The sequence below is a fragment of the Burkholderia sp. TSV86 genome (assembly GCF_001522865.1).
GTDB lineage: Bacteria > Pseudomonadota > Gammaproteobacteria > Burkholderiales > Burkholderiaceae > Burkholderia.
This window is the reverse complement of record NZ_LOWB01000015.1, coordinates 124,919-145,828: the sequence shown is the minus strand read 5'-3', so window position 1 is coordinate 145,828 and position 20,910 is coordinate 124,919. Positions and strand designations below refer to the sequence as shown.

Sequence of the window (20,910 nt, the reverse complement as noted above, 5' to 3'; positions counted from 1 at the left end):
GTCACATTCATTCGCGATGCTGACAATTTATACGCGCGTCAGCAGCGCGCCGTCCACCTTCATTAGCTCACGCCCGATGCCACGTCTGTACACCGTTTTCGCTGTTTTTCCGATCGTCGCCGTGCTGGCCGGATGCGGCGGCGACGAGTTCTCCTCTGCTTCGTCGAACGTACCCGCCGCCCCCGCCGGCCCAGCATCCGGCGCCGACGGCGCGAACCCGAGCCAACAGCCCGGCAGCGCAGCGAATGCCGGCAATCCGGCGCAGCCTGCGCCCGAGCCAGGCAAATGGAAAAGCGCGCGCGCGGGTGACATGCTCGACGTAACACTTGGCGAGCTGCGTCCGACTCAAGGCGCGATCGGCTATGACCAGATCTATTACAAGCTCGGCCGCTACGAGCGCCAACCGGACAAGAAGTTCGACGATTTCTGCGCGGACGAAGGGCTTGGCGGCATCGCAACAAACGGCTACGCCGCACAATCCACGCTGCGCGACCCCGCGAGCTACCAATGCGCGGCGAGCGCCGATTCGCGCGAGCGCTCGGTCCTCAATCCCGTCGTCGTCGGCCCGAACGGCGACACGCTCTATGTAACCGACGGTCACCACGGCCTGTCGACCTATTACGAAACACCGGACGGCGGCGCGCCGCTGCACGTGCATGTCGTCGTCAAGGACAATCTCAGCGCCTATTCGGGCAACGCGTTCTGGCAGCAAATGCAAGACCGCTGCTATTTGCGGCTGAAGGATGGCGACGGCCAGCCGATCACGCCGGACCGGCTGCCCACCGGGCTTGGCCTGAAGCTCGGCCTGCGCAATGACCCATACCGGTCGCTCGTCTATTTCACGCGCGACATCGGCTACGCGAAGCCCGCAAGCGCAACCGACTACCTCGAGTTTTACTGGGCCGATTGGCTGCGCACGCAACCGGAAAAGTTCTCGCTCGCGGGCTACGACGTCACGCGCGCGGGCTCGACCGACCCCAACCCGGCAACCGCCGACACGGGCTACCTGAACGCTGTCTGGAATGCAGCCGCGCGCATGGTCGCGTCAACCGATCCGGTAATCGACGGCAAGACGGGCGCCGACCTCGGGCGCGCCGACCAACTCAATGGCGGCAAGAAATACAACAAGGGGGAATTCGACAAGCTGCGCCAGCCGATCACCGCCGACAAGCCGGGCAAGATAGCCTATGCGCTCGATTACAAGGCGCGTCACGAGCTGCGCTGACGCGCAGCGAGCGCCCCCGGCAAAAGTTCGGCGATGCAATGCGATGCGGGCATCGCCGGTACGAGCGCACGCAGCGCGGCCGTCCCCTCGCGAGACGCGTGAAGCGTGAGTATGGCCAGCGGCAGGCCGACGCGCTGCCGCCGGCCCAGCAACCGGCCATCGAAGCAGCGGCGATGCGCGCAGGCAATGACGGACGCCGACGATGCAAGCCGCGACGGCCCGCGGCGCCCCTTATCGTCCTAAGCTGCGCGCCGCGCCCATCGCCCCGTCACAGCACCTTCCGATATCCGTCGTCATCGCTTGCGGCGCTCAAATGATCGACATCGGCCCAGCGCACGACGCGCGCCCGGCCGCCGTCGTAATCGACCACATTCACGCTCGTATTCAGCAGCGCGTAGTGACGCGGCGCGTCAAGCGGCAGATCGTTCGCGAACCGGTAGACGCAGTCGAGCACGCCGCCGTGCGCGACGCACGCAATGCGCGCCCCCGGATGAGCGGCAACGATCCGCTCGACTTCGTGCAGCACACGATGATAGAACGCGCGCTGAGATTCGCCGCCTTCCGGCGCGAAACCTGGGTCGCGCGTCTGCCAGCGTGCATACGCATCGGGAAAGCGCGCTTCAATCTGCGCGCTGTCATAGCCTTGGAACACGCCGTAAGCGCGCTCGCGCAACCCCTCTGACAGCGTGAGCGGCAAACCAAGCGCATCGGCCGCCGGCTTCGCGGTCTGCCGCGCGCGCATCAAATCGCTCGAATAGATCGCATCGATACGCACGCCCGCGCGCGCATCACGCGCGAGCCGCTCGGCGAGTTGCCCGGCCTGCGCAAGCCCCGTTTCGGCAAGCGGAATATCGATATGCCCTTGAATCCGCTTGATGCGGTTCCACTCGGTTTCGCCGTGCCGGATGAAGAGAATCTGCGTCGTGGCCATTGTCATCGTGGGGGTCTCGCATCGGAATCAGGCGCGCACCTGCAGCCAGAACGTCACCGGCCCGTCGTTGACGAGCGACACCTGCATGTCGGCGCCGAACTCGCCCGTCGCGACGATCGGGTGGCGCGCGCGCGCGGCGCGCACGAAGTAGTCGAAAAGCCGCGCGCCCTCGTCGGGCGGCGCGGCGGGCGTGAAGCTCGGCCGCAGGCCGCTGGCCGTATCGGCCGCGAGCGTGAACTGCGACACGAGCAACAGGCCGCCCGCGCGCCCTGCGCCGTCGAGATTCGACACGGGCAAGTTCATCTTGCCCGCGGCGTCGCTGAACACACGATAGCCGAGCACCTTGGCGAGCAATTTATCGGCAACCGCTTCGGTATCGCCGCGCTCCGCGCAGACGAGCGCGAGCAGCCCCGACCCGATCTCGCCCGTCACGCGCTCGCCGACGCGCACATCCGCACGCTTGACGCGCTGGATCAGCGCGATCATGCCGCCGCCGCGCTTGCCGTGCGCGCTTGCACCGTGCATGCGGACACCGCCGCGGCATGCGTTTTAGCCACGCTCACGGCGCGCAGCGCGGCCGCACACGCGCCGCCGCCGCGCCCCAGCCGCCGGCCGGCTTGCCGTGCGCTCATGCGGTGAGCGTCACGCGCGCGAAGCGGCGCTTGCCGACCTGCACGACGAACTCGCCGGCCTCGACTTTCAGCGCCTTATCCGACACCGTCGCGCCGTCGATCTTCACGCCGCCCTGCTCGATATTGCGCAGCGCCTCGCTGGTCGACGGCACGAGCCCCGCCTGCTTGAGCAACTGGCCGATCGCAAGCGGCGCGCCGGCAAGCGTCACCGACGGAATATCGTCCGGCACCCCCCCCTTCGCGCGATGATTGAAGTCGTCAAGCGCACGCTGCGCATCCGCGTGCGAATGGAAGCGCTCGACGATCTCCTGCGCGAGCAGCACCTTGAAGTCGCGGGGATTGCGGCCGCCTTCGGCCTCACGCTTGAACTGCGCGATCTCGTCGAGGCTGCGAAACGACAGCAGCTCGTAGTAGCGCCACATCAGCACGTCGGAAATGCTCATCAGCTTGCCGAACATGTCGTTCGGCTTTTCGCTGATGCCGATGTAGTTACCCTTCGATTTCGACATCTTCTCGACGCCGTCGAGCCCTTCGAGCAGCGGCATTGTCAAGATGCACTGCTGCTCCTGCCCGTACTGCTTCTGCAGCTCGCGGCCCACGAGCAGATTGAATTTCTGATCGGTGCCGCCGAGTTCCAGATCGGCATTCAGCGCGACCGAATCGTAGCCTTGCATCAGCGGATACAGAAATTCGTGGATCGAGATCGGCACGCCGCCCTGGAAGCGCTTCGTGAAGTCCTCGCGCTCGAGGATCCGGGCCACCGTGTAGCGCGACGCGAGCTTGATCATCCCATCCGCGCCGAGCGGCATCGACCATTCGCTGTTGTAGCGGATTTCGGTCTTCTCGCGGTCGAGCACCAGCGCCGCCTGCTCGAAATACGTCTTCGCGTTCGACTCGATCTGCTCGCGCGTGAGCGGCGGCCGCGTCGCGTTGCGGCCCGACGGATCGCCGATCAGCGAGGTGAAATCGCCGATCAGGAAAATCACCGTATGGCCGAGATCCTGCAACTGCCGCATCTTGTTCAGCACGACCGTATGGCCGAGGTGGATGTCGGGCGCGGTCGGATCGAGGCCGAGCTTGATGCGCAACGGCTTGCCCGTCGCCGCGCTTCTCGCGAGCTTGCCCGCGAATTCCTCCTCGATCAGCAGTTCGTCGACGCCGCGCTTCGTAACGGCGAGCGCGTGGCGGACTTCGTCGGTGATCGGGAACGCTGGCTTCGAAGTGGGATCGGTGCTCATCGGTGCAGGAAAAGGAAATGTCGCAAAAAGAGCGATTTTCCCATAAGTTGCGGGTCGCCCGCTTAACGCCGCGCCCGCTTGCGCGGATAATCGGGCGCGATAGCGCGCGGCAACGCGCCCGCGCCGCTCAACCACGACTCCGGAGCGATCAACGTGACGTCCTCGCGCACGCAACCCAGCCATCCCGCGGATGGCGTCTACTTCGGCCTGATGTCGGGCACGAGCATGGACGGTGTGGACGGCGTCGCCGTGCGGTTCGACGCCGGCAAGCCGCCCGCCGTGCTGGCGCAGGCGTTCGCCGATTTCGACGGCGCGCTGCGCGACGCGCTCTTCGCGCTGCAGCAGCCGGGTGACGACGAGATCGAACGCGAGGCGCTCGCCGCGAACGCGCTCGCCGCGCGCTACGCGGCATGTTGCCGCGCATTGCTGCACTCGGCCGAACTCGCGCCAGGCAACGTGCGCGCGATCGGCGTGCACGGGCAGACCGTCCGGCATCGGCCGGAGCGCGGCTATACGCGCCAGATCAACAATCCGGCGCTGTTGGCCGAATTGACCGGCATCGACGTGATCGCCGATTTTCGCAGCCGCGACGTTGCCGCGGGCGGCCAGGGCGCGCCGCTCGTACCGGCGTTTCACGCGACGATGTTCGGCTCGCCCGGCACCACACGTGTCGTCTGCAATCTCGGCGGTATCAGCAATATCACGATCCTGCCCGCGGCCGCCGCGCACGGCGGCACGGTGCGCGGCTTCGACTGCGGACCCGCGAACGCGCTGCTCGACGCGTGGGCTGCGCGCCATCTGAGCCAGCCATATGACGACGGCGGGCGCTTCGCGGCGCGCGGAACGCCCGACGCCGCCCTTCTCGCCGCGCTCCTCGACGAACCTTACTTCCGCGCGCCGCCGCCGAAAAGCACGGGCCGCGACCTGTTCAACCCGGACTGGCTCGACGCGAAGCTGCGCGGCTTCGCCACGCTGCCGGCGGAAAACGTGCAAGCAACGCTCGTCGCGCTCACGGCCGAAAGCGTCGCCGATGAAATCGCGCGGCACGCGCGCGATTGCGAGGCCGTCTACGTATGCGGCGGCGGTGCGCGCAACCCGGTGTTGCTCGACGCGCTGTCGGCCGCCGTCGCCGCGCGCGGGCTGGGCGCGGCCGTCGACACGACAACCGCGCTCGGCGTGCCGCCGCAGCAAGTCGAAGCGCTCGCGTTCGCGTGGCTCGCGCGCCGCTTCGCCGCGCGCGAGCCGGGCAACCTGCCGACCGTCACGGGCGCGGCGGGCGAACGCGTGCTCGGCGCGTTGTATCCGCGCTGAGCCGGCGGCAAGGCCAGCGCCGCCGCGATCAATACGGCGCCGGCATACCGCCCGCCCCCAAGTCAGCGCGAGCTGGAAGCGGACGGCAGCAGCCCGCTGACGCCGGTTGGATTCGGCCCCTGCGCTTCGCCCACATACAGCGCGAGTTGCGCGCGAAAACGCTCCACTTCCGCCCGATCACTCATGAAACGCGCGAACGCCGCCGGGTCCGTGTTCCGATAGGCCCAGATCGGCCGATACCCCGCCGCCGGCGCCACATCGGTTCTGATCGGCCATTGCGCGGCAAGATCGCTGCTCTGGAATTCGCGAGACAACAGCCAGTTCACGTACAGCTTCGCCGTGGCGGGATGACGCGCATTCTTGAAAATAGCCGCCGTCTGCGGCCAGGTCATGAACGCGTCCTGCGGCGTGACGTAGCGCGCGGTGCTGCCCGCCGGCGCTTTCAGCGGCCACCATGCATCGAGACTGACCGCATATTTCCCCGACGCCACATCCTGCCCGGCACCGACCGAGCCGCGCCTGAAATACGGCCGCTGCGCGATCAAATCGTCCAGATATGCCCATCCGTACTGCTGGACGATTTGATAGAAAATGAACAGCGCGGCATCGTCGTCATTCGGATAAGTCAGCACGATCTTGCCCTTGAATCTCGGCTGCAAAAGATCGCGCGCGGTACGCGGCACCTCGCCCGCCGGCACGAGCGTCGTATTGACGACATAGCCGAGACTGAAGATTCCGATCCCCGTGTAATAGCCTTCCGGATCTTTCAAATCGACCGGTATATTCCGCCACCCGATCGGCGGAACGTAACGCAAAAGCACGCCCTCCCGTTTCCAGCGAGGGAAATCCTGCAATGTCTGCAAATGCGCAACGTCGACCGACAATCTATCGCGCGCGATTTGATTATCGATACGCGCATCGTGGAATTTACTGAGATCCGTGATAATCGCGATTTTGACGCCGGGAAAACGCTGCTGAAAGCGCTCTGCCACGCCATCCCCGGCATTGGCCGTATCGCCGCCGGCATAGACGGTCAACGCGCCGCCTTCGGCAAGCGCATCGCGATAAAGCTGATTCAGGATTGTGGCTTCGTCCACCGAAACCCGATCAGAGCCGCTCGCATTCGATATCGATATGACAAATGCAAAAACAACCATCCATAATTTTTTCATTAACCCTCCGCAATTTTATTGAATTGAATTTTCTAGCGTGGCCAGCTTATATCAGTCGGCTTCAATAATTGAATAATCGGAGGAAATTCATTTTTTCCCGCTGACGCCATTCACGCACGGGCGCTCCTGCTCGCCCGCAGCCGGCACACCGGCTCGCTGCGGCCGCAGTGCCGATACAATGGACGACTCCGCCGCATCGACCGGAACCGCTCCATGCGCTCCTCCAAATTACCGAACAGCGGGCTGTCCATCTTCGCCGTGATCGCCCGGCAGGCCGCCGACTATCAGGCGATCAATCTCTGGCAGGGCGCGCCCAACTTTGCGCCCTCCGCCGAATTGATTCGCGCCGCGACGCAGGCGATGCAGGATGGTTTCAATCAATACGCGCCGATCCCTGGTCTGCCGGCGCTGCGCGAAATCCTCGCGGAAAAAACCGCCGCGCTATATGGCGCCCGCTACGATGTCGATCGCGAGATCACCGTAACCGCAGGCGGCAGCGAGGCAATCTATTCGGCGATCAGCGCGCTCGTAAGTGCCGGCGACGAAGTGATCTTCTTCGAGCCAGCATTCGAATGCTACGAACCGGCGATCCGGCTGCAACGCGCAACGCCCATTGCGCTCAAAATTCGGCTCGATACGTTGCGCATCGATTGGGACGAAGTGGCCGCGGCAATCACGCCCAGAACCCGGATGCTGATCGTCAACACGCCGCACAATCCGACTGGCGTGGTCTTCGATCAGCACGACATCGACCGCTTGATCGCCGTGACGCGCGGCACCGACATCGTGATCCTCGCCGACGAAGTGTACGAACACATGGTCTACGACGCACGCACGCATCACAGCATGTCGCGCTATCCGGAGCTGGCCGAGCGTAGCGTCGTCGTCCTGTCGCTCGGCAAGACTTATAGCGTGACGGGCTGGCGGGTAGGCTACTGCGTGGCGCCGGCCGAACTGACGGCCGAAATTCGCAAGGTTCATCAGTACCTGGTGTTTTCGGCGCCTGCGCCGCTGCAAGCTGCGCTTGCCGATGCGCTGACGCGGCCCTCGAGCTACCTTGACCTGCCGGCGTTCTACCAGCGCAAGCGCGATCTGCTCGTGGACGCGATGGCCGGCTCGCGGCTCGAGATCGTCCCGAGCCAAGGCAGTTTTTTCATGTTGGCGCGTTTTCGCGGCTTTTACGACGCGAGCGACCAGGATTTCGTGCTCGATGTGCTGCGTCGCAAGCAAGTCGGCGTGATTCCGCTGTCGAGCTTTTACCGTGACGGCTCGGATACCGGCTTGGTGCGCTTGAGTTTCTGCAAGGACGACGCGACGCTGCGCGAGGGCGGCAGACGCTTGGCCGAACTCTGAGCGGCGCAGCGCCGCCACGGCGTTATTGCCGCGCTGGACGCGGCTTCACGCCTGCCGGCTGCCGCCGCAACCCCGCAATCAGGCCGAATCGCTCACCGCGGTTCGGCCTCCGCCAAAAAGAAACGGGGCATTGCGCCCCGTTTCCGACTATCCGGCAATTACACCCGGCATTAAACCGAGAATGACGAACCGCAGCCGCAAGTCGTCGTCGCGTTCGGATTCTTGATAACGAACTGTGCGCCGTTCAAATCGTCCTTGTAGTCGATTTCGGCGCCAACCAGATACTGATAGCTCATCGAATCGATCAGCAACTGGACGCCGTTCTTGTTCATCACGGTGTCGTCCTCGTTGATTTCTTCATCGAACGTGAAGCCGTACTGGAAACCCGAGCAGCCGCCGCCCTGCACGAACACGCGCAGCTTGAGGTCGGGGTTGCCTTCTTCGTCGATCAATTGCTTGACCTTGTCGGCCGCCGCGTCGGTGAAGACGAACGGAGCCGGCATCTCGGTGATTGCCGCGGATTCGGTGACAGCGTTCATGCGAACTCTCCAAAAAGCATTGGCGCTATTGTAGGACCGATCCGCAGATCGTGCTTGCGCAGGAGAAATCAAGATGCGCGCGGACATTTTTTGCGCATTCCTTGCGCAAACACAAACCGCGCACACATAAAAAAACCGCCAGTGCAAAAACTGGCGGTTTTTCTTGCTGCGACACCGCGTACAACGGCACGCGGCACAAGCGATTAACGCTTCGAGAACTGCTTCGCGCGGCGTGCCTTGTGCAGACCGACCTTCTTACGCTCGACTTCACGCGCATCACGCGTGACGAAGCCTGCGTTCGACAGCGCCGGCTTCAGCGTCGCGTCGTAGTCGATCAGCGCGCGGGTGATGCCGTGACGCACCGCGCCTGCCTGCCCCGTTTCACCGCCGCCCGACACGTTCACCTTGATGTCGAACGTCTGCGCATGGTTCGTCAGTTCCAGCGGCTGACGCACGATCATCAGCGACGTTTCGCGCGAAAAGTAGTCGGAAATGGGCTTGCCGTTGACGACGATGTCGCCCTTGCCAGCCTTGATGAAGACACGAGCGACTGCGCTCTTGCGGCGGCCCGTACCGTAGTTCCAGTTACCGATCATGTGGGCTCCCCTTAGATCTCGAGCGCCTTCGGCTGTTGCGCCGAATGCGGATGCGTGGCTTCAGCGTAGACCTTCAGCTTCTTGATCATCGCGTAGCCGAGCGGGCCCTTCGGCAGCATGCCCTTGACCGCCTTCTCGAGCGCGCGGCCCGGGAAGCGTTCCTGCATCTTGCCGAACGTCGTTTCATAGATACCGCCCGGGTAGCCCGAGTGACGGTAGTACTTCTTGTCGAGAACCTTATTGCCCGTGACCTTCAACTTGCTCGCGTTGATGACGATGATGAAATCACCGGTGTCGACGTGCGGGGTGAACTCAGGCTTGTGCTTGCCGCGCAGACGGCGTGCCACTTCGCTGGCGACACGGCCGAGAACCTTATCCGTCGCGTCAATCACGTACCATTCGCGCGCCACCTCATGGGCTTTTGCGGAAAACGTCTTCATGATCGATCCAATAAATTTGCTGTGCCCAATGTTCTTTTCCTGCTTGTCTATGTGCGCTTCGTGGCGCGGTGCAGGCTCTCCCTGTTCTTTTTCCGTGGGCATGAATGCGGAAAAGCCCTGAATTATAAAGAGATTTGCATTGACTGGTCAATGGCAATCGGCATTGACCACTGTGACCGGCTAACGCCGGATGCGTAATGACAGCGGTGGATGCGAAAAATGTCCGTCGAAACTTGCATTCGACGAAAAAGCAGACGAAAAAAAGCCCGAACCGCCGGTTCGGGCTTAATCCACCAAAGGAGGAGGGTGGAGGAGACATGCGGAGGTTGCCGCAGCGCGACAACCAATGTGACACATTATACGAGGCCGATCTGGGTAGGACAAGAAAAACCGCATTGAGAAATATGATTTTACAATACGAAAATTTTTGAGGCCGTGCGAAGTAATCCCCATCCTTCTTTCGAATCAAACAGATAGGCTACCGTCTGCAACGTGCCCCATTTTTTCTTCTCAAGCCAAACCCCTAGATCCGGCAGGGGCTTGCCGGCTCGTCGAATCGCCCGCGAAGCCTCGCCGGGCGCTGCGCTCGGCCATATTGCACCGCATCAGCCACGCGCCCGGTGCAGGGCTACAATGCCGATTGACAATTAAATCAAGCAACGCTGGAGCTCACGCATGGAATGCAAGATTAGCTGGATGGGACAGGATGGCATGGCATTCGCCGCCCAAACGGGCAGCGGCCACCTTGTCTCGATGGACGGCGCGCCGGAAGGCGGTGGGCATAACCTCGCGCCGCGCCCGATGGAAATGGTGCTGGTCGGCACGGGCGGCTGCACCGCGTATGACGTCGTGCTGATCCTCAAGAAGAGCCGCCAAGAAGTGACCGGCTGCTCGGTGTCGCTCAAGGCCGAGCGCGCGAGCGAGGACCCGAAGGTCTTCACGAAGATCCACTTTCACTTCACGGTAACGGGCCGCAATCTGAATCCCGCAACCGTCGAACGCGCGATCAATCTGTCTCACGACAAGTACTGCTCGGCTTCGATCATGCTGGCAAAAACGGCCGAGCTCACGCACTCGTTCGAGATCGTCGCCGTATAAGCCCGCCCGCGCCGAGGCCAGGCACCGGATCGGCCGAACGAAAAAAGGCCGCCGTTGCACGATGCAGCGGCGGCCTTTCGTTTATCGATTGGCAAAGCGGGCCGATAAGCCGGATTTTGTGCAGACCGCTCGCTCGAAAGCGCGCGATCCGTGGCAGCCATTCCTCTAGGCGCGCCATTGCTGACGCGCTCAAGCTTCCTACCCGCAGACGAGACGGGGGCACCGTCCTGCATCCGAAAATGCGCGCCTGCCTACTTGGAATTGCTCCGGGTGGAGGTTACCGTGCCGGTCTGCGTCGCCGCAGCCGCGGTGCGCTCTTACCGCACCGTTTCACCCTTACCTGATCCCGGCTTGCGCCGGGCCATCGGCGGTTTGCTTTCTGTTGCCCTGTTCCGCGTGTCGCCACGGATGGCCGTTAGCCATCACCCTGCCCTATTGGAGTCCGGACTTTCCTCGCCCTTCGCGGCAAAACCGCGAAAGCCGCGGCTGCCTGGCCTGCTTTGCGGACGGAATTTTAGCACCGCGAGGCGGCGTCCGTTCAAGCTGTAAGTGCCCACCGGCGGCACCACGCATTGTCATGGCGGAGCTGTTGCCAGAGACGACGCTTTCCAACTCGTGGCCCCATCGGCCGGCGGCGGCGTGCAGTCTGCCGCTAGTTGCCGGCCCCGTTTGCATCTTCCCGCTCGTCGCATTGCGGGCTCAGGCCGCGTGGGCTCAAACGCTCAAGCGGCGCGCGAGCGGCGGCCGCTGCGAAACACCTGCGGATCGCCGTAAAACGACGGCGATGCGTTCGCCGCCCACCAGCCGGGCACGCCGAGCACCGGCAAGGGCGAGAACGCGCGGCTCGTCGGCAGCGCGTCGTCAAGCGCCGCCGCGGCATGCTCGTCGAGCCACGCGCGGCGCGCCGCTTCGTTCCATTCGAAATAAACCTGCGGCACATCGACGATCCACGCATGCGCGGTGCACCCCTTGTACGGCTCAACGAGCTTCTCCAGCAGCGCGTGGCCGACGATCCGCGCCTCGCAGCGCGTGCCCCACGCGGTGCGCGACGCGAGCATCAGCGTGCGCCAGTCGAAGCCGCGCAGCGCGGCTGCGAGCGCGGGATCGGACGTCGCGAACAACGCCCCATTTTCGTCGAACAAGGTCAGCGCATCCCGGACGGCGCCGCGCGCCGGGCCAACGCCGGCGGCATCGATCGCCGCCGCCTGGCGCGCGTTGAGCATCGCCTTGATCCGCGGATAGGCGAACCAGACCAGCGCGTTGAAAAAATCATGCGTGTTGTAGCGCGTCGGAACCGCGCCTGTCGCCGCAATATGCGTTTCGTAGGCAACGCCCGTGGGCAGCGCCGCCTGCGCAACGAAACGAAGCGGCAGCCCGCCCGCCGTCGCGACGGATTCGGCGCACGCATCGTCGTTCAGCGCGCGCAGCCACGCCGGCTCGCCCTGCCGCGCGGCCCGGGCCCAGCGCTCGCCCTGCCCGGCGAACGGCGCGAGCCACGCTGCGCGCCAGTCGATCTCGAAGCCGGCGCTCGCGCCTCTTTCCATGCCAATCACCCGCGGCCCAGCCAGACGCGTCTGCCGGCGCGTCAGACGAGCCGCCAGCCGATCAGCTCGCCGCCGCGCAGCGGCACGACGCTCAAACCACCCGCGTCGATCTCACCCGGCAATTCCCACGTCTCGCGGCGCAGCGTCACCGTCTCGCCGCTGCGCGGCAACCCGTAGAAGTCCGCGCCGAAGAAACTCGCGAAACCTTCGAGCTTGTCGAGCGCGCCCGCCTGATCGAATGCCTGTGCATACAACTCGAGCGCATGCAGCGCCGTGTAGCAGCCCGCGCAGCCGCATGCGGCCTCCTTCAGCCCCTTCGCGTGCGGCGCACTGTCGGTGCCGAGGAAAAAGCGCGGATTGCCCGAGGTTGCCGCCGCCACCAGCGCGGCCCGATGCGTCTCGCGCTTGAGCACCGGCAGGCAATAGTAGTGCGGACGAATCCCGCCGACGAATAGCGCATTGCGGTTGTACAGCAGGTGGTGCGCGGTGATCGTCGCGCCGAGGCGGCCGTGCGTGGTGTCGGCATCGCGCACGTAATCGGCCGCTTCCTTCGTCGTGATGTGCTCGAACACCACGTTAAGAGCCGGAAACGCGCGGCGCAGCGGCTCCATCACGCGGTCGATGAACACCTTCTCGCGGTCGAACAGGTCGATCGACGCGTCCGTCACCTCGCCATGCACGAGAAGCGGCATGCCGGCGTCCTGCATCGCGTCGAGCGTCCTCGCGCATTTGCCGACGAGATCGGTCACACCGGCGTCGGAGTTCGTCGTCGCGCCCGCCGGATACAGCTTCACGCCGTGCACGAAGCCGCTTTCGCGCGCGCGGCGGATCTCGTCGGGCGGCGTGTTGTCGGTCAGATACAGCGTCATCAGCGGCTCGAACGCTGCACCCGCCGGCAGCGCGGCCAGGATGCGCTCGCGATACGCGAGTGCTTGCGCCGTCGTCGTGACGGGCGGCTTCAGGTTCGGCATGATGATCGCACGGCCGAATTGGCGGGCGGTATGCGGCAAGACGGCGGCGAGCATTGCGCCATCGCGCACGTGCAAGTGCCAGTCATCGGGGCGCGCGAGGGTCAGCGTGTCGGGAGCGGGAGCATTCATGGTGTCGTGTGGGCGTAACGGGCGGCAAAGGCAGCGCACACCGCCCCGGCGGCGCCGGCTGACAGCCGAACCGCAACCTGGGGCCACGCGCATGGATTACGCCGTTTACCGGCACGGATTCCGCCTTTTGCCGCTCAGGGCTCGGTGATATGCTTGAATCCGTCATTGTACCGGCTCAGCCCGGTATCCTTACCCGCCAGTATTCAGCCGCCCCAGCAATATGTGCCAACTTTTCGGAATGAACTGCGCCGAACCGACGGACGTGACTTTCTCGTTTACCGGCTTCGCGGCCCGCGGCGGACTCACCGATCACCATGCCGACGGCTGGGGCATCGCGTTCTTCGAGGACAAGGCGTGCCGGCTGTTCATCGACCAACAGTCATCGGCGACTTCGCCCGTGGCCGAAATGGTCAAGCGTTACCCGATCAAATCGAAGAACACGATCGCGCACATCCGCAAGGCGACGCAAGGCCATATCCTGCTCGAGAACTGTCATCCGTTCATGCGCGAGCTATGGGGCCGCCACTGGATCTTCGCGCACAACGGCGATCTGCCGCGCTATGCGCCCGATCTCGGGAGCAGCGTTTATCAGCCAGTTGGCACCACCGATAGCGAAAAGGCGTTCTGCATGCTGATGCGCGGCCTGCGCGATGCATTCCCCGACGCGCAGCCGCCGCTCGCCGAACTGTTCGAGCAGCTCGGCGAACTCACGCGCGGCATCACGCAGCACGGCGTATTCAACTTCCTGATGTCGAACGGGCAAGCGCTCTTTGCGCACTGCTCGACGCGCCTGCATTATCTGGTGCGACGCTGGCCATTCTCGACCGCGCATCTGATCGACGAGGACATCTCGATCGATTTCGCGAAATACACGACGCCGGAGGACCGGGTTGCCGTGATCGCGACACAACCGCTGACCGACGACGAGGTGTGGACCGCGCTCGAACCCGGCGAGCTCGTGATGTTCCAGTGCGGCGACGTCGCCGCCCGCATGCGTATTCCGGTGCCGGAAATCGTCCTCGAGAAGCTCAGGAATCCTGCGCTTGATGCGTCCGCATCGGCGCCGCGCCGGGCAGCCGCGCTCGCCGCAGATGATCCGGGCGACGATCCAATCGATTTTTGACGCCGCGGCTCACGCCAATCGCGCCTTATCCCATGCGTTCGCCGCGACTGACGGCAGACACACCACTGATCTCGACGCGTAAACATTTCGATGTCTTGATGATCTCCTGAGACGAGCGTGGCCAAAATTGTCCGCGCGCAGACACCTGCGGCCATTCGCCCCCGCCACGTCAGCGACGGTTTTCACGATACACGTTCCCAAGAGATGAGCGCGCATCACGGCGGCGATCTGCTTCGAGACACTTTTCCTCGCAGCACTGCACAAGCGTCCCGCCACCTTTACCGGCGCACATGGAGGTACGCTCACTCACGGAGTCCAAAATATCCGTCATCTGAAGGCACTGCTGAGCCGTGGCCGATGACGCCGGCATTCACGATGCCGGAGCGCTTCGCCCATTCCTCATCGCAAGCGCCAGGTAAATCGGCGGCAAAATCCAGTCACAATAATCGAAAAAGCAATCCGCGCGCGCCAAACCGTGCATTCAATAAAATGCCGCCGGTTCAGGCCGGCCTTTCCGGACGAACATCGATGCTCAGAGCATCTCCTTGATCGAGCCGTCATCCTTTACGAAACTAAAAACGGCGGCGGGATTCCGATTGGCTTTCCATTCGTCTATGCGTTTTGCCACCGCGAGCGCCCACGCCTCTTCCAAAGTCGGTATCTGACGCTCCTGCCCGGCTGCTCCTTCATGAAAATCTCCATCGATCACGATAGGATTGATATCGTCATTCAACGAATCCAGCGGGCCCTGCTCGTATAGTTTTTGAACCGAAACAGGTCCGAAGTCCGTATCGATTCCATCCACTTCATATCCGCCGGCACTCTTCAGCGGCCGGAGAGCCCACTCCCCGGCCGATATCCTCTTAAACCCCAGCCTGGTCATCAGATTGGCTTGCTTGGTCAGCACCGTTTCAGGCGTTCTCCATTTCGTATCGACAGCACAAGCCCTCCATTGAATATTGCCCCCGCTCATCTCCTTTACATACAAAGCGCGAGGATCGGCCGGCATATTCAACAGCCCGCCTACGATTTCTCGAAATTTCGCGCTCGAGACCGCTGCCGACACCTCTTCGCGACGAGGAAGATCCGGCAAGATGTCTGTCTTGTAGTTGTTTTTAGTTATGCCGCCGGCATGCTCATCCAATACCCATCTTATCGAATCGGCGGCCTGCGGCACGCCTTTATCGATAGATTGGAATTTGAATCCCATGGCGGCCCATGCGAAACCAAGTCTTCTAATTAAATCGCCGGCCCCTTCAATCCGAGGATCAACATTCATTTTATATACGGCACGCGCCATCTCATTGACCGGAATGATTAAGCTCAATGAGATATCGCCGTTACCCTTATCGTATTCATGCACAAACCCTTGCCTATCAAGATAAGCAAAATAATCCTGCAAATTATAACTTCCGCCTTCTTTGCCGGCCTGGATGGGTTGAACGTCAATCGCACGAGCAGGGCGGGAGGATTCGAGCAAATCCGCCAGCAAACCGCTTTCTGGCCTGACCGTCTGCGGTTGCGCGGCTGACAACGCCGCAGCGGCGGCCGAGGTACTCGGGCGCTCGATCGTTGACGGCTGCGCACCGACATTTTGATTAACAGGATGAGTATTCATTTAATGCATAGCCTCATTACCTTATAAGGCGCTCAGCGTAATCCTCGATCCTCCAATAAAAAAATAGACATGCGAAACGAAACCCGGCCGAACGAAATCCGGGATAGCCCGATCTGCTTGAGCAAGCCCAGCCCGGCTCAAGTAGGCATGGCTAAAAAAACACCCTGCGGCGTAGCCCGCTCGCAGGGTGAAAATATCTGTCTACCTGTAGCCGCCGGACGTCCGACGGACTGTTTTTGCCGACCCGCGCCGCCACGCCTATCGATACTTACCCGCCCGTATCGGCGCCGATCGGCATGCGAGCGCTCAGTGCAGGATCTTCGCGAGAAAGTCCTTCGCGCGATCCGATTTCGGATTCGCGAAGAAATCCTCCTTGCGGTCGTCCTCGACGATCGCGCCCTTGTCCATGAAGATCACGCGATGGGCAACCTTCTTCGCGAAGCCCATCTCGTGCGTCACGCACATCATCGTCATGCCTTCCTGCGCGAGTTCGACCATCACGTCGAGCACCTCGTTGATCATCTCGGGATCGAGCGCGGACGTCGGCTCGTCGAACAGCATCGCGATCGGATCCATCGATAGCGCGCGCGCGATTGCCACGCGCTGCTGCTGGCCGCCCGAGAGCTGCCCCGGATACTTGTCCGCATGCGCCTTGAGCCCGACGCGATCGAGCAGCTTCAGCCCCTTCGCGGCCGCCTCGTCCTTGCCTCGGCCGAGCACCTTGATCTGCGCGAGCGTCAGGTTTTCGGTGATCGACAAGTGTGGAAACAACTCGAAGTGCTGAAATACCATCCCGACTTTCGAGCGCAGTTTCGACAGGTTCGTTTTCTTGTCGCCAACCGATTCGCCGTTGACGAGGATCTCGCCCTGCTGAAACGGCTCGAGGCCGTTCACCGTCTTGATGAGCGTCGACTTGCCCGAACCCGACGGCCCGCAGACGACCACCACTTCACCCTTCTTCACTTCGGTCGTGCAATTGGTCAGCACCTGAAACTGGCCGTACCACTTCGACACGTTCTTGATTGAAATCATCTTGTGACCTTTTTCTGGAAACCCTTGACCAACATCGACGCGATCGAGCACACGACGAAATAGCATGCGCCCGCGAACAGGATCATCTCGACGTTCGTGCCGTCGCGATCGCCGATATTCGCGGCCGTGCGGAAGAAGTCCGCGAGGCTGATCACATAGACGAGCGAGGTATCCTGGAACAGCACGATCGCTTGCGTGAGCAACAACGGCACCATCGCGCGAAACGCCTGCGGCAGGATCACGAGGCGCATCGCCTGCGCGTAGTTCATGCCGAGCGCGAACGCTGCGTTGACCTGCCCGCGCGGCACCGCCTGAATACCGGCGCGGATGATCTCCGAATAATACGCAGCCTCGAACAGCGAGAACGCGACCATCGCCGACGCAAGCCGGATGTCGAGCGTCGGCGACAGCCCGAGCACGCCTTGCAGCACCTGCGGCACGATCAGAAAGAACCACAGCAGCACCATCACGAGCGGAATCGAGCGGAACACCGTCACGTAGCCTTGCGCGAACCATTGCAACGGCTTCACGCCGGACAGGCGCATCAGCGCGAGCAGCGTGCCCCAGACGATCCCGACCACGATCGCGATCAGCGTGATCTTGAACGTAACGATCGCGCCCGTCCAAAGCGTCGGCAGCGCGCCGGGAATACTACTCCAGTCGAACTGATGCATCACTTGCCTCCGATATAGCCGGGCAGCCGGGACTTGCGTTCGACCCAGCGCATGAACGTCATCACGATCAGGTTGATGATCACGTAGGCGAGCGTCACCGCGATGAACGACTCATAGGTCTGCGCGGTGTAGTCGACGAGTTGGCGCGCCTGCGCGGACAGATCGAGCAGACCGATCGTCGAGGCCACCGCCGAATTCTTGAAAATGTTCAGGAATTCCGACGTGAGCGGCGGCACGATGATCCGGTAGGCAACAGGCAGCAGCACGTAACGATACGTCTGCCATTGCGTGAAGCCCATCGCGAGGCCAGCCGCGCGCTGGCCCTTGGGCAGCGCGTTGATCCCGGAGCGCACCTGCTCGCATACCCGCGCGCCTGTGAAAAGCCCGAGACAGACGACCGACGCCGTGAAGAACTGCGTACCGGGCGGCAATTGCTTGATCCATGTGCCGATCGACGCGGGCAACAGTTCCGGCACGACGAGATACCAGACGAAGAACTGCACGATGAGCGGGATGTTGCGGAAAATCGATACGTACAGCGTACCGATCGCCGCGAGCCCCTTGTTCGGCACGGTGCGCAGCACGCCGAACAACGAGCCGACGGCGAGCGCGATCACCCAGGCGACGAGCGACACCTTGACCGTCACCCAGAACCCCGACATCAGCCAGCCGAGGTAGGTGGTCGGTTCGCCAGTCGAAACGGGGGAAAGGAAAATGCCCCAGTTCCAGTGGTAAGACATAGCGAGACTCCAGCAAAAAGAAACGGAAGAAGCCGAGCCTCTTCCGTTTCATCAGCGCTAAACAGGTTCGAACAGCGATACGCTCAGTCGAGCGCCTTGTCGTTCGGAGCGGCGTAGAGCTTCTTCATCGCGTCGGAGAGCGGGAAGTTCAGGTTCAGCCCCTTCGGCGGAATCGGATTCTCGAACCATTTCGCGTAGATCTTCGCGGCTTCGCCCGATTTCTCGACATCCGCGATCGCGTCATCGACCACCTTCTTGAACGCCGGATCGTCCTTGCGCATCATGCAGCCATACGCCTCCTGAGACTGGGGCGTGCCGACGATCACCCAGTTGCCCGACTGCTTGGCCTTCGCGCGCTCGCCTGCGAGCAGCGCGTCGTCCATCATGAACGCGGCCGCGCGGCCCGTCTCGAGCGTCTGGAACGACTCGCCGTGGTCCTTCGCGCTGATGATCGTCATGCCCATCTGCTTTTCGTTGTTCATCGCGCGCAGCAGACGCTCGGACGTGGTGCCCGCCGTGGTCACGACCGTCTTGCCCTTCAGATCGGCGAAATCCTTGATGCCCGAATCCTTAGCCGTCATCAAGCGCGTGCCGATCACGAAGATCGTGTTCGAGAACGCCGCCTGCTTCTGGCGGTCGAGGTTGTTTGTCGTCGAGCCGCACTCGATGTCGACCGTGCCGTTCTGCACGAGCGGAATGCGGTTCTGCGACGTCACCGGAATGTTCTTCACCTGCAGGTTCGGCAGACTCAGCTTCTTTTTGACCGCGTCGACGACCTTCATCTGGAAGTCGCGCGAATAGCCGACCACCTGCTGGTTCTGATCGTAGTACGAGAACGGAATCGACGATTCGCGGTGTCCGAGCGAAATCACGCCGGAATCCTTGATTTTTTTCAGCGTGCCCGTCTCCTGGGCAATGGCGCCGCCGGCGAACACGCTCAGCATCGCGGCCATCAGCATGGCTTGTTGGAATTTCATTGTGGTCATCTCCTTGGCGAAAACCCGCGCCAGTTTAGCAAAGTCATATTTTTGAAAGTAATGGTCGTAAACCACACTCCCGGCGGGCAGGTTGCGCATACGCAATACGTCCGTACATAGTAGACGCTTCGCATACGCGCGCGGGCGGCCTCGTACTCCCTCGTCCTCGAGGCCGCCCGCGAAAAGCAAGGCGCCGGCCGCAGGCCGCGCCGCCGGCCGGCCAACCGGCCGGCCAAAGGATCAGGGGTACAGACCGCGCATTTCGCGCGCCATCAGGATGCGCTTGCACGCAACGATGAACGCGGCGGTGCGCACCGACACCTTGTGCTCCTCGGCCACCGCCCACACGCCCGCGAACGCTTCGCGCATCACGCGTTCGAGACGGTGGTTGATCTCGTCCTCGGTCCAGAAGAAGCTCGAGAAGTCCTGCACCCACTCGAAGTACGACACGGTCACGCCGCCCGCATTCGCGATCACGTCGGGAATCACGAGCACGCCGTTGGCGCTCAGGATGTCGTCGGCCGCCGTCGTGGTCGGGCCGTTCGCGCCTTCGACGACGATCTTCGTGCGGATCTTCGACGCGTTCTTCTCGGTAATCTGATTTTCGAGCGCGGCCGGAATCAGGATTTCCGTCTCGACCGTCCAGAACTCGTCGTTCGGCATCGGCTCAGCGCCAGGGAAACCGGCGACACCCCCCGTCTGCGCGACATGATCGAGCAGCTTGGCCGTATCGACGCCGGCCGGCTGGTAAATCGTGCCCGTGTGATCCTGAACCACGATCACCTTCGCGCCCGCTTCCTGGAACAGCCGCGCGGCGATTCCGCCGACATTGCCGAAGCCCTGTACCGCGATGCGCGCGCCCTCGATCTCGACGCCCTTCTTCTTTGCGGCTTCGCAGCCGACCACGAAAACGCCGCGGCCCGTCGCCTCCTTGCGGCCGAGCGAGCCGCCCAGCGAAATCGGCTTGCCGGTCACCACACCCGTCGCCGTCTGGCCCTGGTTCATCGAATAGGTGTCCATCATCCACGCCATCACCTGCTCATTGGTGTTGACGTCGGGCGCCGGAATATCGGTGTTCGGGCCGATGATGATGCCGATCTCGCTTGTATAGCGGCGCGTCATGCGCTCGAGTTCGCCGCGCGAGAGCTTGCGCGGATCGACGCGGATGCCGCCCTTCGCGCCGCCGTATGGCACGTTGACCGCCGCGTTCTTCACCGACATCCACGCGGACAGCGCCATCACTTCGGACAACGTGACATCCTGGTGATAGCGCACGCCGCCCTTGCCCGGCCCGCGCGATACGTTGTGCTGCACGCGATAGCCTTCGAAGTGCGCGACGGTGCCGTTATCGAGTTCGATCGGCACGTCGACGACCAGAATGCGCTTCGGGCGCTTGAGCGTTTCAAGCCAGCGCGACAGCGAGCCTAGGTACGGCGCGACGCGGTCGACTTGCTGCAAATAATTACCCCAGGGCCCGAGGTCGTCCGCGTGCAGGTATGACGGAATGGATTGCGCAACGGACGGGGACTGCGAATGCGAAGACATGGAATCTCCAACGGTCGAAGAA

At 62.9% G+C, this 20,910-nt stretch carries 20 protein-coding genes and 1 other RNA gene; 5 read left to right on the top strand and 16 right to left on the bottom strand.

The window, feature by feature from the left end:
* The first annotated feature begins 76 nt into the window (after positions 1 to 76).
* Positions 77 to 1,225 (top strand): ParB/Srx family N-terminal domain-containing protein, encoded by a 1,149-nt coding sequence (locus tag WS68_RS01375; RefSeq protein ID WP_059569187.1) that lies wholly within the window; start codon positions 77 to 79, stop codon positions 1,223 to 1,225.
* A 268-nt stretch (positions 1,226 to 1,493) separates the two neighbouring features.
* Here the strand turns inward: WS68_RS01375 and WS68_RS01370 are convergent, their stop codons facing one another.
* The 3 genes from WS68_RS01370 to tyrS form a co-directional block, all read right to left on the bottom strand.
* Positions 1,494 to 2,156, bottom strand: coding sequence for a histidine phosphatase family protein (locus WS68_RS01370; RefSeq protein ID WP_059569081.1), 663 nt, complete (start codon positions 2,154 to 2,156; stop codon positions 1,494 to 1,496).
* A 27-nt stretch (positions 2,157 to 2,183) separates the two neighbouring features.
* Complete coding sequence (dtd, locus tag WS68_RS01365) at positions 2,184 to 2,642, bottom strand: D-aminoacyl-tRNA deacylase (protein WP_059569186.1); 459 nt, start codon at positions 2,640 to 2,642, stop codon at positions 2,184 to 2,186.
* 142 nt (positions 2,643 to 2,784) lie between these two features.
* A complete protein-coding gene (gene tyrS, locus WS68_RS01360; RefSeq protein WP_059569080.1) occupies positions 2,785 to 4,026 on the bottom strand; it encodes a tyrosine--tRNA ligase in 1,242 nt (413 codons plus the stop codon).
* A gap of 210 nt (positions 4,027 to 4,236) precedes the next feature.
* Here tyrS and WS68_RS01355 point away from each other — a divergent pair, with 210 nt between their 5' ends.
* On the top strand, positions 4,237 to 5,337 hold the full coding sequence (locus WS68_RS01355) for an anhydro-N-acetylmuramic acid kinase (RefSeq protein WP_059569079.1): 1,101 nt from the start codon (positions 4,237 to 4,239) through the stop codon (positions 5,335 to 5,337).
* Positions 5,338 to 5,399: 62 nt separating this feature from the next.
* Here the strand turns inward: WS68_RS01355 and WS68_RS01350 are convergent, their stop codons facing one another.
* Positions 5,400 to 6,494: an ABC transporter substrate-binding protein gene (locus tag WS68_RS01350; protein WP_231752924.1), complete on the bottom strand. Its 1,095-nt coding sequence runs from the start codon at positions 6,492 to 6,494 to the stop codon at positions 5,400 to 5,402.
* 228 nt (positions 6,495 to 6,722) lie between these two features.
* Here WS68_RS01350 and WS68_RS01345 point away from each other — a divergent pair, with 228 nt between their 5' ends.
* A complete protein-coding gene (locus WS68_RS01345; RefSeq protein WP_059569077.1) occupies positions 6,723 to 7,862 on the top strand; it encodes a methionine aminotransferase in 1,140 nt (379 codons plus the stop codon).
* 170 nt (positions 7,863 to 8,032) lie between these two features.
* Here WS68_RS01345 and erpA read toward each other — a convergent pair whose 3' ends face one another.
* The 3 genes from erpA to rplM form a co-directional block, all read right to left on the bottom strand.
* Positions 8,033 to 8,401, bottom strand: coding sequence for an iron-sulfur cluster insertion protein ErpA (gene erpA, locus WS68_RS01340; protein WP_059569076.1), 369 nt, complete (start codon positions 8,399 to 8,401; stop codon positions 8,033 to 8,035).
* Between the two features lie 203 nt (positions 8,402 to 8,604).
* Complete coding sequence (rpsI, locus tag WS68_RS01335; protein WP_004194309.1) at positions 8,605 to 8,997, bottom strand: 30S ribosomal protein S9; 393 nt, start codon at positions 8,995 to 8,997, stop codon at positions 8,605 to 8,607.
* A gap of 11 nt (positions 8,998 to 9,008) precedes the next feature.
* Positions 9,009 to 9,437, bottom strand: coding sequence for a 50S ribosomal protein L13 (rplM, locus tag WS68_RS01330; protein WP_059569075.1), 429 nt, complete (start codon positions 9,435 to 9,437; stop codon positions 9,009 to 9,011).
* A gap of 675 nt (positions 9,438 to 10,112) precedes the next feature.
* On the opposite strand from rplM, the gene WS68_RS01325 reads away from it, so the two are divergent.
* Complete coding sequence (locus WS68_RS01325; protein ID WP_059515953.1) at positions 10,113 to 10,535, top strand: OsmC family protein; 423 nt, start codon at positions 10,113 to 10,115, stop codon at positions 10,533 to 10,535.
* 89 nt (positions 10,536 to 10,624) lie between these two features.
* Here the strand turns inward: WS68_RS01325 and rnpB are convergent.
* The 3 genes from rnpB to pyrC form a co-directional block, all read right to left on the bottom strand.
* Positions 10,625 to 11,037, bottom strand: an RNA gene (gene rnpB, locus WS68_RS01320) — RNase P RNA component class A.
* A 220-nt stretch (positions 11,038 to 11,257) separates the two neighbouring features.
* Positions 11,258 to 12,079, bottom strand: a complete 822-nt coding sequence (locus WS68_RS01315) for a DUF3025 domain-containing protein (RefSeq protein WP_059569074.1) — start codon at positions 12,077 to 12,079, stop codon at positions 11,258 to 11,260.
* A gap of 41 nt (positions 12,080 to 12,120) precedes the next feature.
* Positions 12,121 to 13,179, bottom strand: a complete 1,059-nt coding sequence (gene pyrC, locus WS68_RS01310) for a dihydroorotase (RefSeq protein ID WP_059569073.1) — start codon at positions 13,177 to 13,179, stop codon at positions 12,121 to 12,123.
* Positions 13,180 to 13,399: 220 nt separating this feature from the next.
* On the opposite strand from pyrC, the gene WS68_RS01305 reads away from it, so the two are divergent.
* Complete coding sequence (locus WS68_RS01305; RefSeq protein ID WP_059569072.1) at positions 13,400 to 14,302, top strand: class II glutamine amidotransferase; 903 nt, start codon at positions 13,400 to 13,402, stop codon at positions 14,300 to 14,302.
* Positions 14,303 to 14,834: 532 nt separating this feature from the next.
* Here the strand turns inward: WS68_RS01305 and WS68_RS01300 are convergent.
* The 6 genes from WS68_RS01300 to WS68_RS01275 form a co-directional block, all read right to left on the bottom strand.
* Positions 14,835 to 15,920, bottom strand: a complete 1,086-nt coding sequence (locus WS68_RS01300; RefSeq protein ID WP_156429300.1) for a hypothetical protein — start codon at positions 15,918 to 15,920, stop codon at positions 14,835 to 14,837.
* A 306-nt stretch (positions 15,921 to 16,226) separates the two neighbouring features.
* Positions 16,227 to 16,952: an amino acid ABC transporter ATP-binding protein gene (locus WS68_RS01295; protein WP_059569070.1), complete on the bottom strand. Its 726-nt coding sequence runs from the start codon at positions 16,950 to 16,952 to the stop codon at positions 16,227 to 16,229.
* A complete protein-coding gene (gene gltK / locus WS68_RS01290) occupies positions 16,949 to 17,626 on the bottom strand; it encodes a glutamate/aspartate ABC transporter permease GltK (RefSeq protein ID WP_059569069.1) in 678 nt (225 codons plus the stop codon). The genes WS68_RS01295 and gltK overlap by 4 nt, the downstream gene beginning before the upstream one ends.
* Positions 17,626 to 18,366 carry an amino acid ABC transporter permease gene (locus tag WS68_RS01285; RefSeq protein ID WP_059515938.1) on the bottom strand — a complete coding sequence of 247 codons (741 nt, stop codon included), beginning with the start codon at positions 18,364 to 18,366 and terminating at the stop codon, positions 17,626 to 17,628. Before WS68_RS01285 ends, gltK begins: the two co-directional genes overlap by 1 nt.
* Before the next feature lie 83 nt (positions 18,367 to 18,449).
* Positions 18,450 to 19,343, bottom strand: coding sequence for a glutamate/aspartate ABC transporter substrate-binding protein (locus WS68_RS01280; protein WP_059569185.1), 894 nt, complete (start codon positions 19,341 to 19,343; stop codon positions 18,450 to 18,452).
* Positions 19,344 to 19,583: 240 nt separating this feature from the next.
* On the bottom strand, positions 19,584 to 20,888 hold the full coding sequence (locus WS68_RS01275) for a Glu/Leu/Phe/Val family dehydrogenase (protein WP_059569068.1): 1,305 nt from the start codon (positions 20,886 to 20,888) through the stop codon (positions 19,584 to 19,586).
* Positions 20,889 to 20,910: the final 22 nt, after the last annotated feature.

Bases quoted from the DNA above. Each gene is read 5' to 3' on its own strand.
- WS68_RS01375 (WP_059569187.1), top strand. From the start codon at position 77: ATGCCACGTCTGTACACCGTTTTCGCTGTTTTTCCGATCGTCGCCGTG.
- WS68_RS01370 (WP_059569081.1), bottom strand. From the start codon at position 2,156: ATGGCCACGACGCAGATTCTCTTCATCCGGCACGGCGAAACCGAGTGG.
- dtd (WP_059569186.1), bottom strand. From the start codon at position 2,642: ATGATCGCGCTGATCCAGCGCGTCAAGCGTGCGGATGTGCGCGTCGGC.
- tyrS (WP_059569080.1), bottom strand. From the start codon at position 4,026: ATGAGCACCGATCCCACTTCGAAGCCAGCGTTCCCGATCACCGACGAA.
- WS68_RS01355 (WP_059569079.1), top strand. From the start codon at position 4,237: ATGTCGGGCACGAGCATGGACGGTGTGGACGGCGTCGCCGTGCGGTTC.
- WS68_RS01350 (WP_231752924.1), bottom strand. From the start codon at position 6,494: ATGGTTGTTTTTGCATTTGTCATATCGATATCGAATGCGAGCGGCTCT.
- WS68_RS01345 (WP_059569077.1), top strand. From the start codon at position 6,723: ATGCGCTCCTCCAAATTACCGAACAGCGGGCTGTCCATCTTCGCCGTG.
- erpA (WP_059569076.1), bottom strand. From the start codon at position 8,401: ATGAACGCTGTCACCGAATCCGCGGCAATCACCGAGATGCCGGCTCCG.
- rpsI (WP_004194309.1), bottom strand. From the start codon at position 8,997: ATGATCGGTAACTGGAACTACGGTACGGGCCGCCGCAAGAGCGCAGTC.
- rplM (WP_059569075.1), bottom strand. From the start codon at position 9,437: ATGAAGACGTTTTCCGCAAAAGCCCATGAGGTGGCGCGCGAATGGTAC.
- WS68_RS01325 (WP_059515953.1), top strand. From the start codon at position 10,113: ATGGAATGCAAGATTAGCTGGATGGGACAGGATGGCATGGCATTCGCC.
- WS68_RS01315 (WP_059569074.1), bottom strand. From the start codon at position 12,079: ATGGAAAGAGGCGCGAGCGCCGGCTTCGAGATCGACTGGCGCGCAGCG.
- pyrC (WP_059569073.1), bottom strand. From the start codon at position 13,179: ATGAATGCTCCCGCTCCCGACACGCTGACCCTCGCGCGCCCCGATGAC.
- WS68_RS01305 (WP_059569072.1), top strand. From the start codon at position 13,400: ATGTGCCAACTTTTCGGAATGAACTGCGCCGAACCGACGGACGTGACT.
- WS68_RS01300 (WP_156429300.1), bottom strand. From the start codon at position 15,920: ATGAATACTCATCCTGTTAATCAAAATGTCGGTGCGCAGCCGTCAACG.
- WS68_RS01295 (WP_059569070.1), bottom strand. From the start codon at position 16,952: ATGATTTCAATCAAGAACGTGTCGAAGTGGTACGGCCAGTTTCAGGTG.
- gltK (WP_059569069.1), bottom strand. From the start codon at position 17,626: ATGCATCAGTTCGACTGGAGTAGTATTCCCGGCGCGCTGCCGACGCTT.
- WS68_RS01285 (WP_059515938.1), bottom strand. From the start codon at position 18,366: ATGTCTTACCACTGGAACTGGGGCATTTTCCTTTCCCCCGTTTCGACT.
- WS68_RS01280 (WP_059569185.1), bottom strand. From the start codon at position 19,343: ATGAAATTCCAACAAGCCATGCTGATGGCCGCGATGCTGAGCGTGTTC.
- WS68_RS01275 (WP_059569068.1), bottom strand. From the start codon at position 20,888: ATGTCTTCGCATTCGCAGTCCCCGTCCGTTGCGCAATCCATTCCGTCA.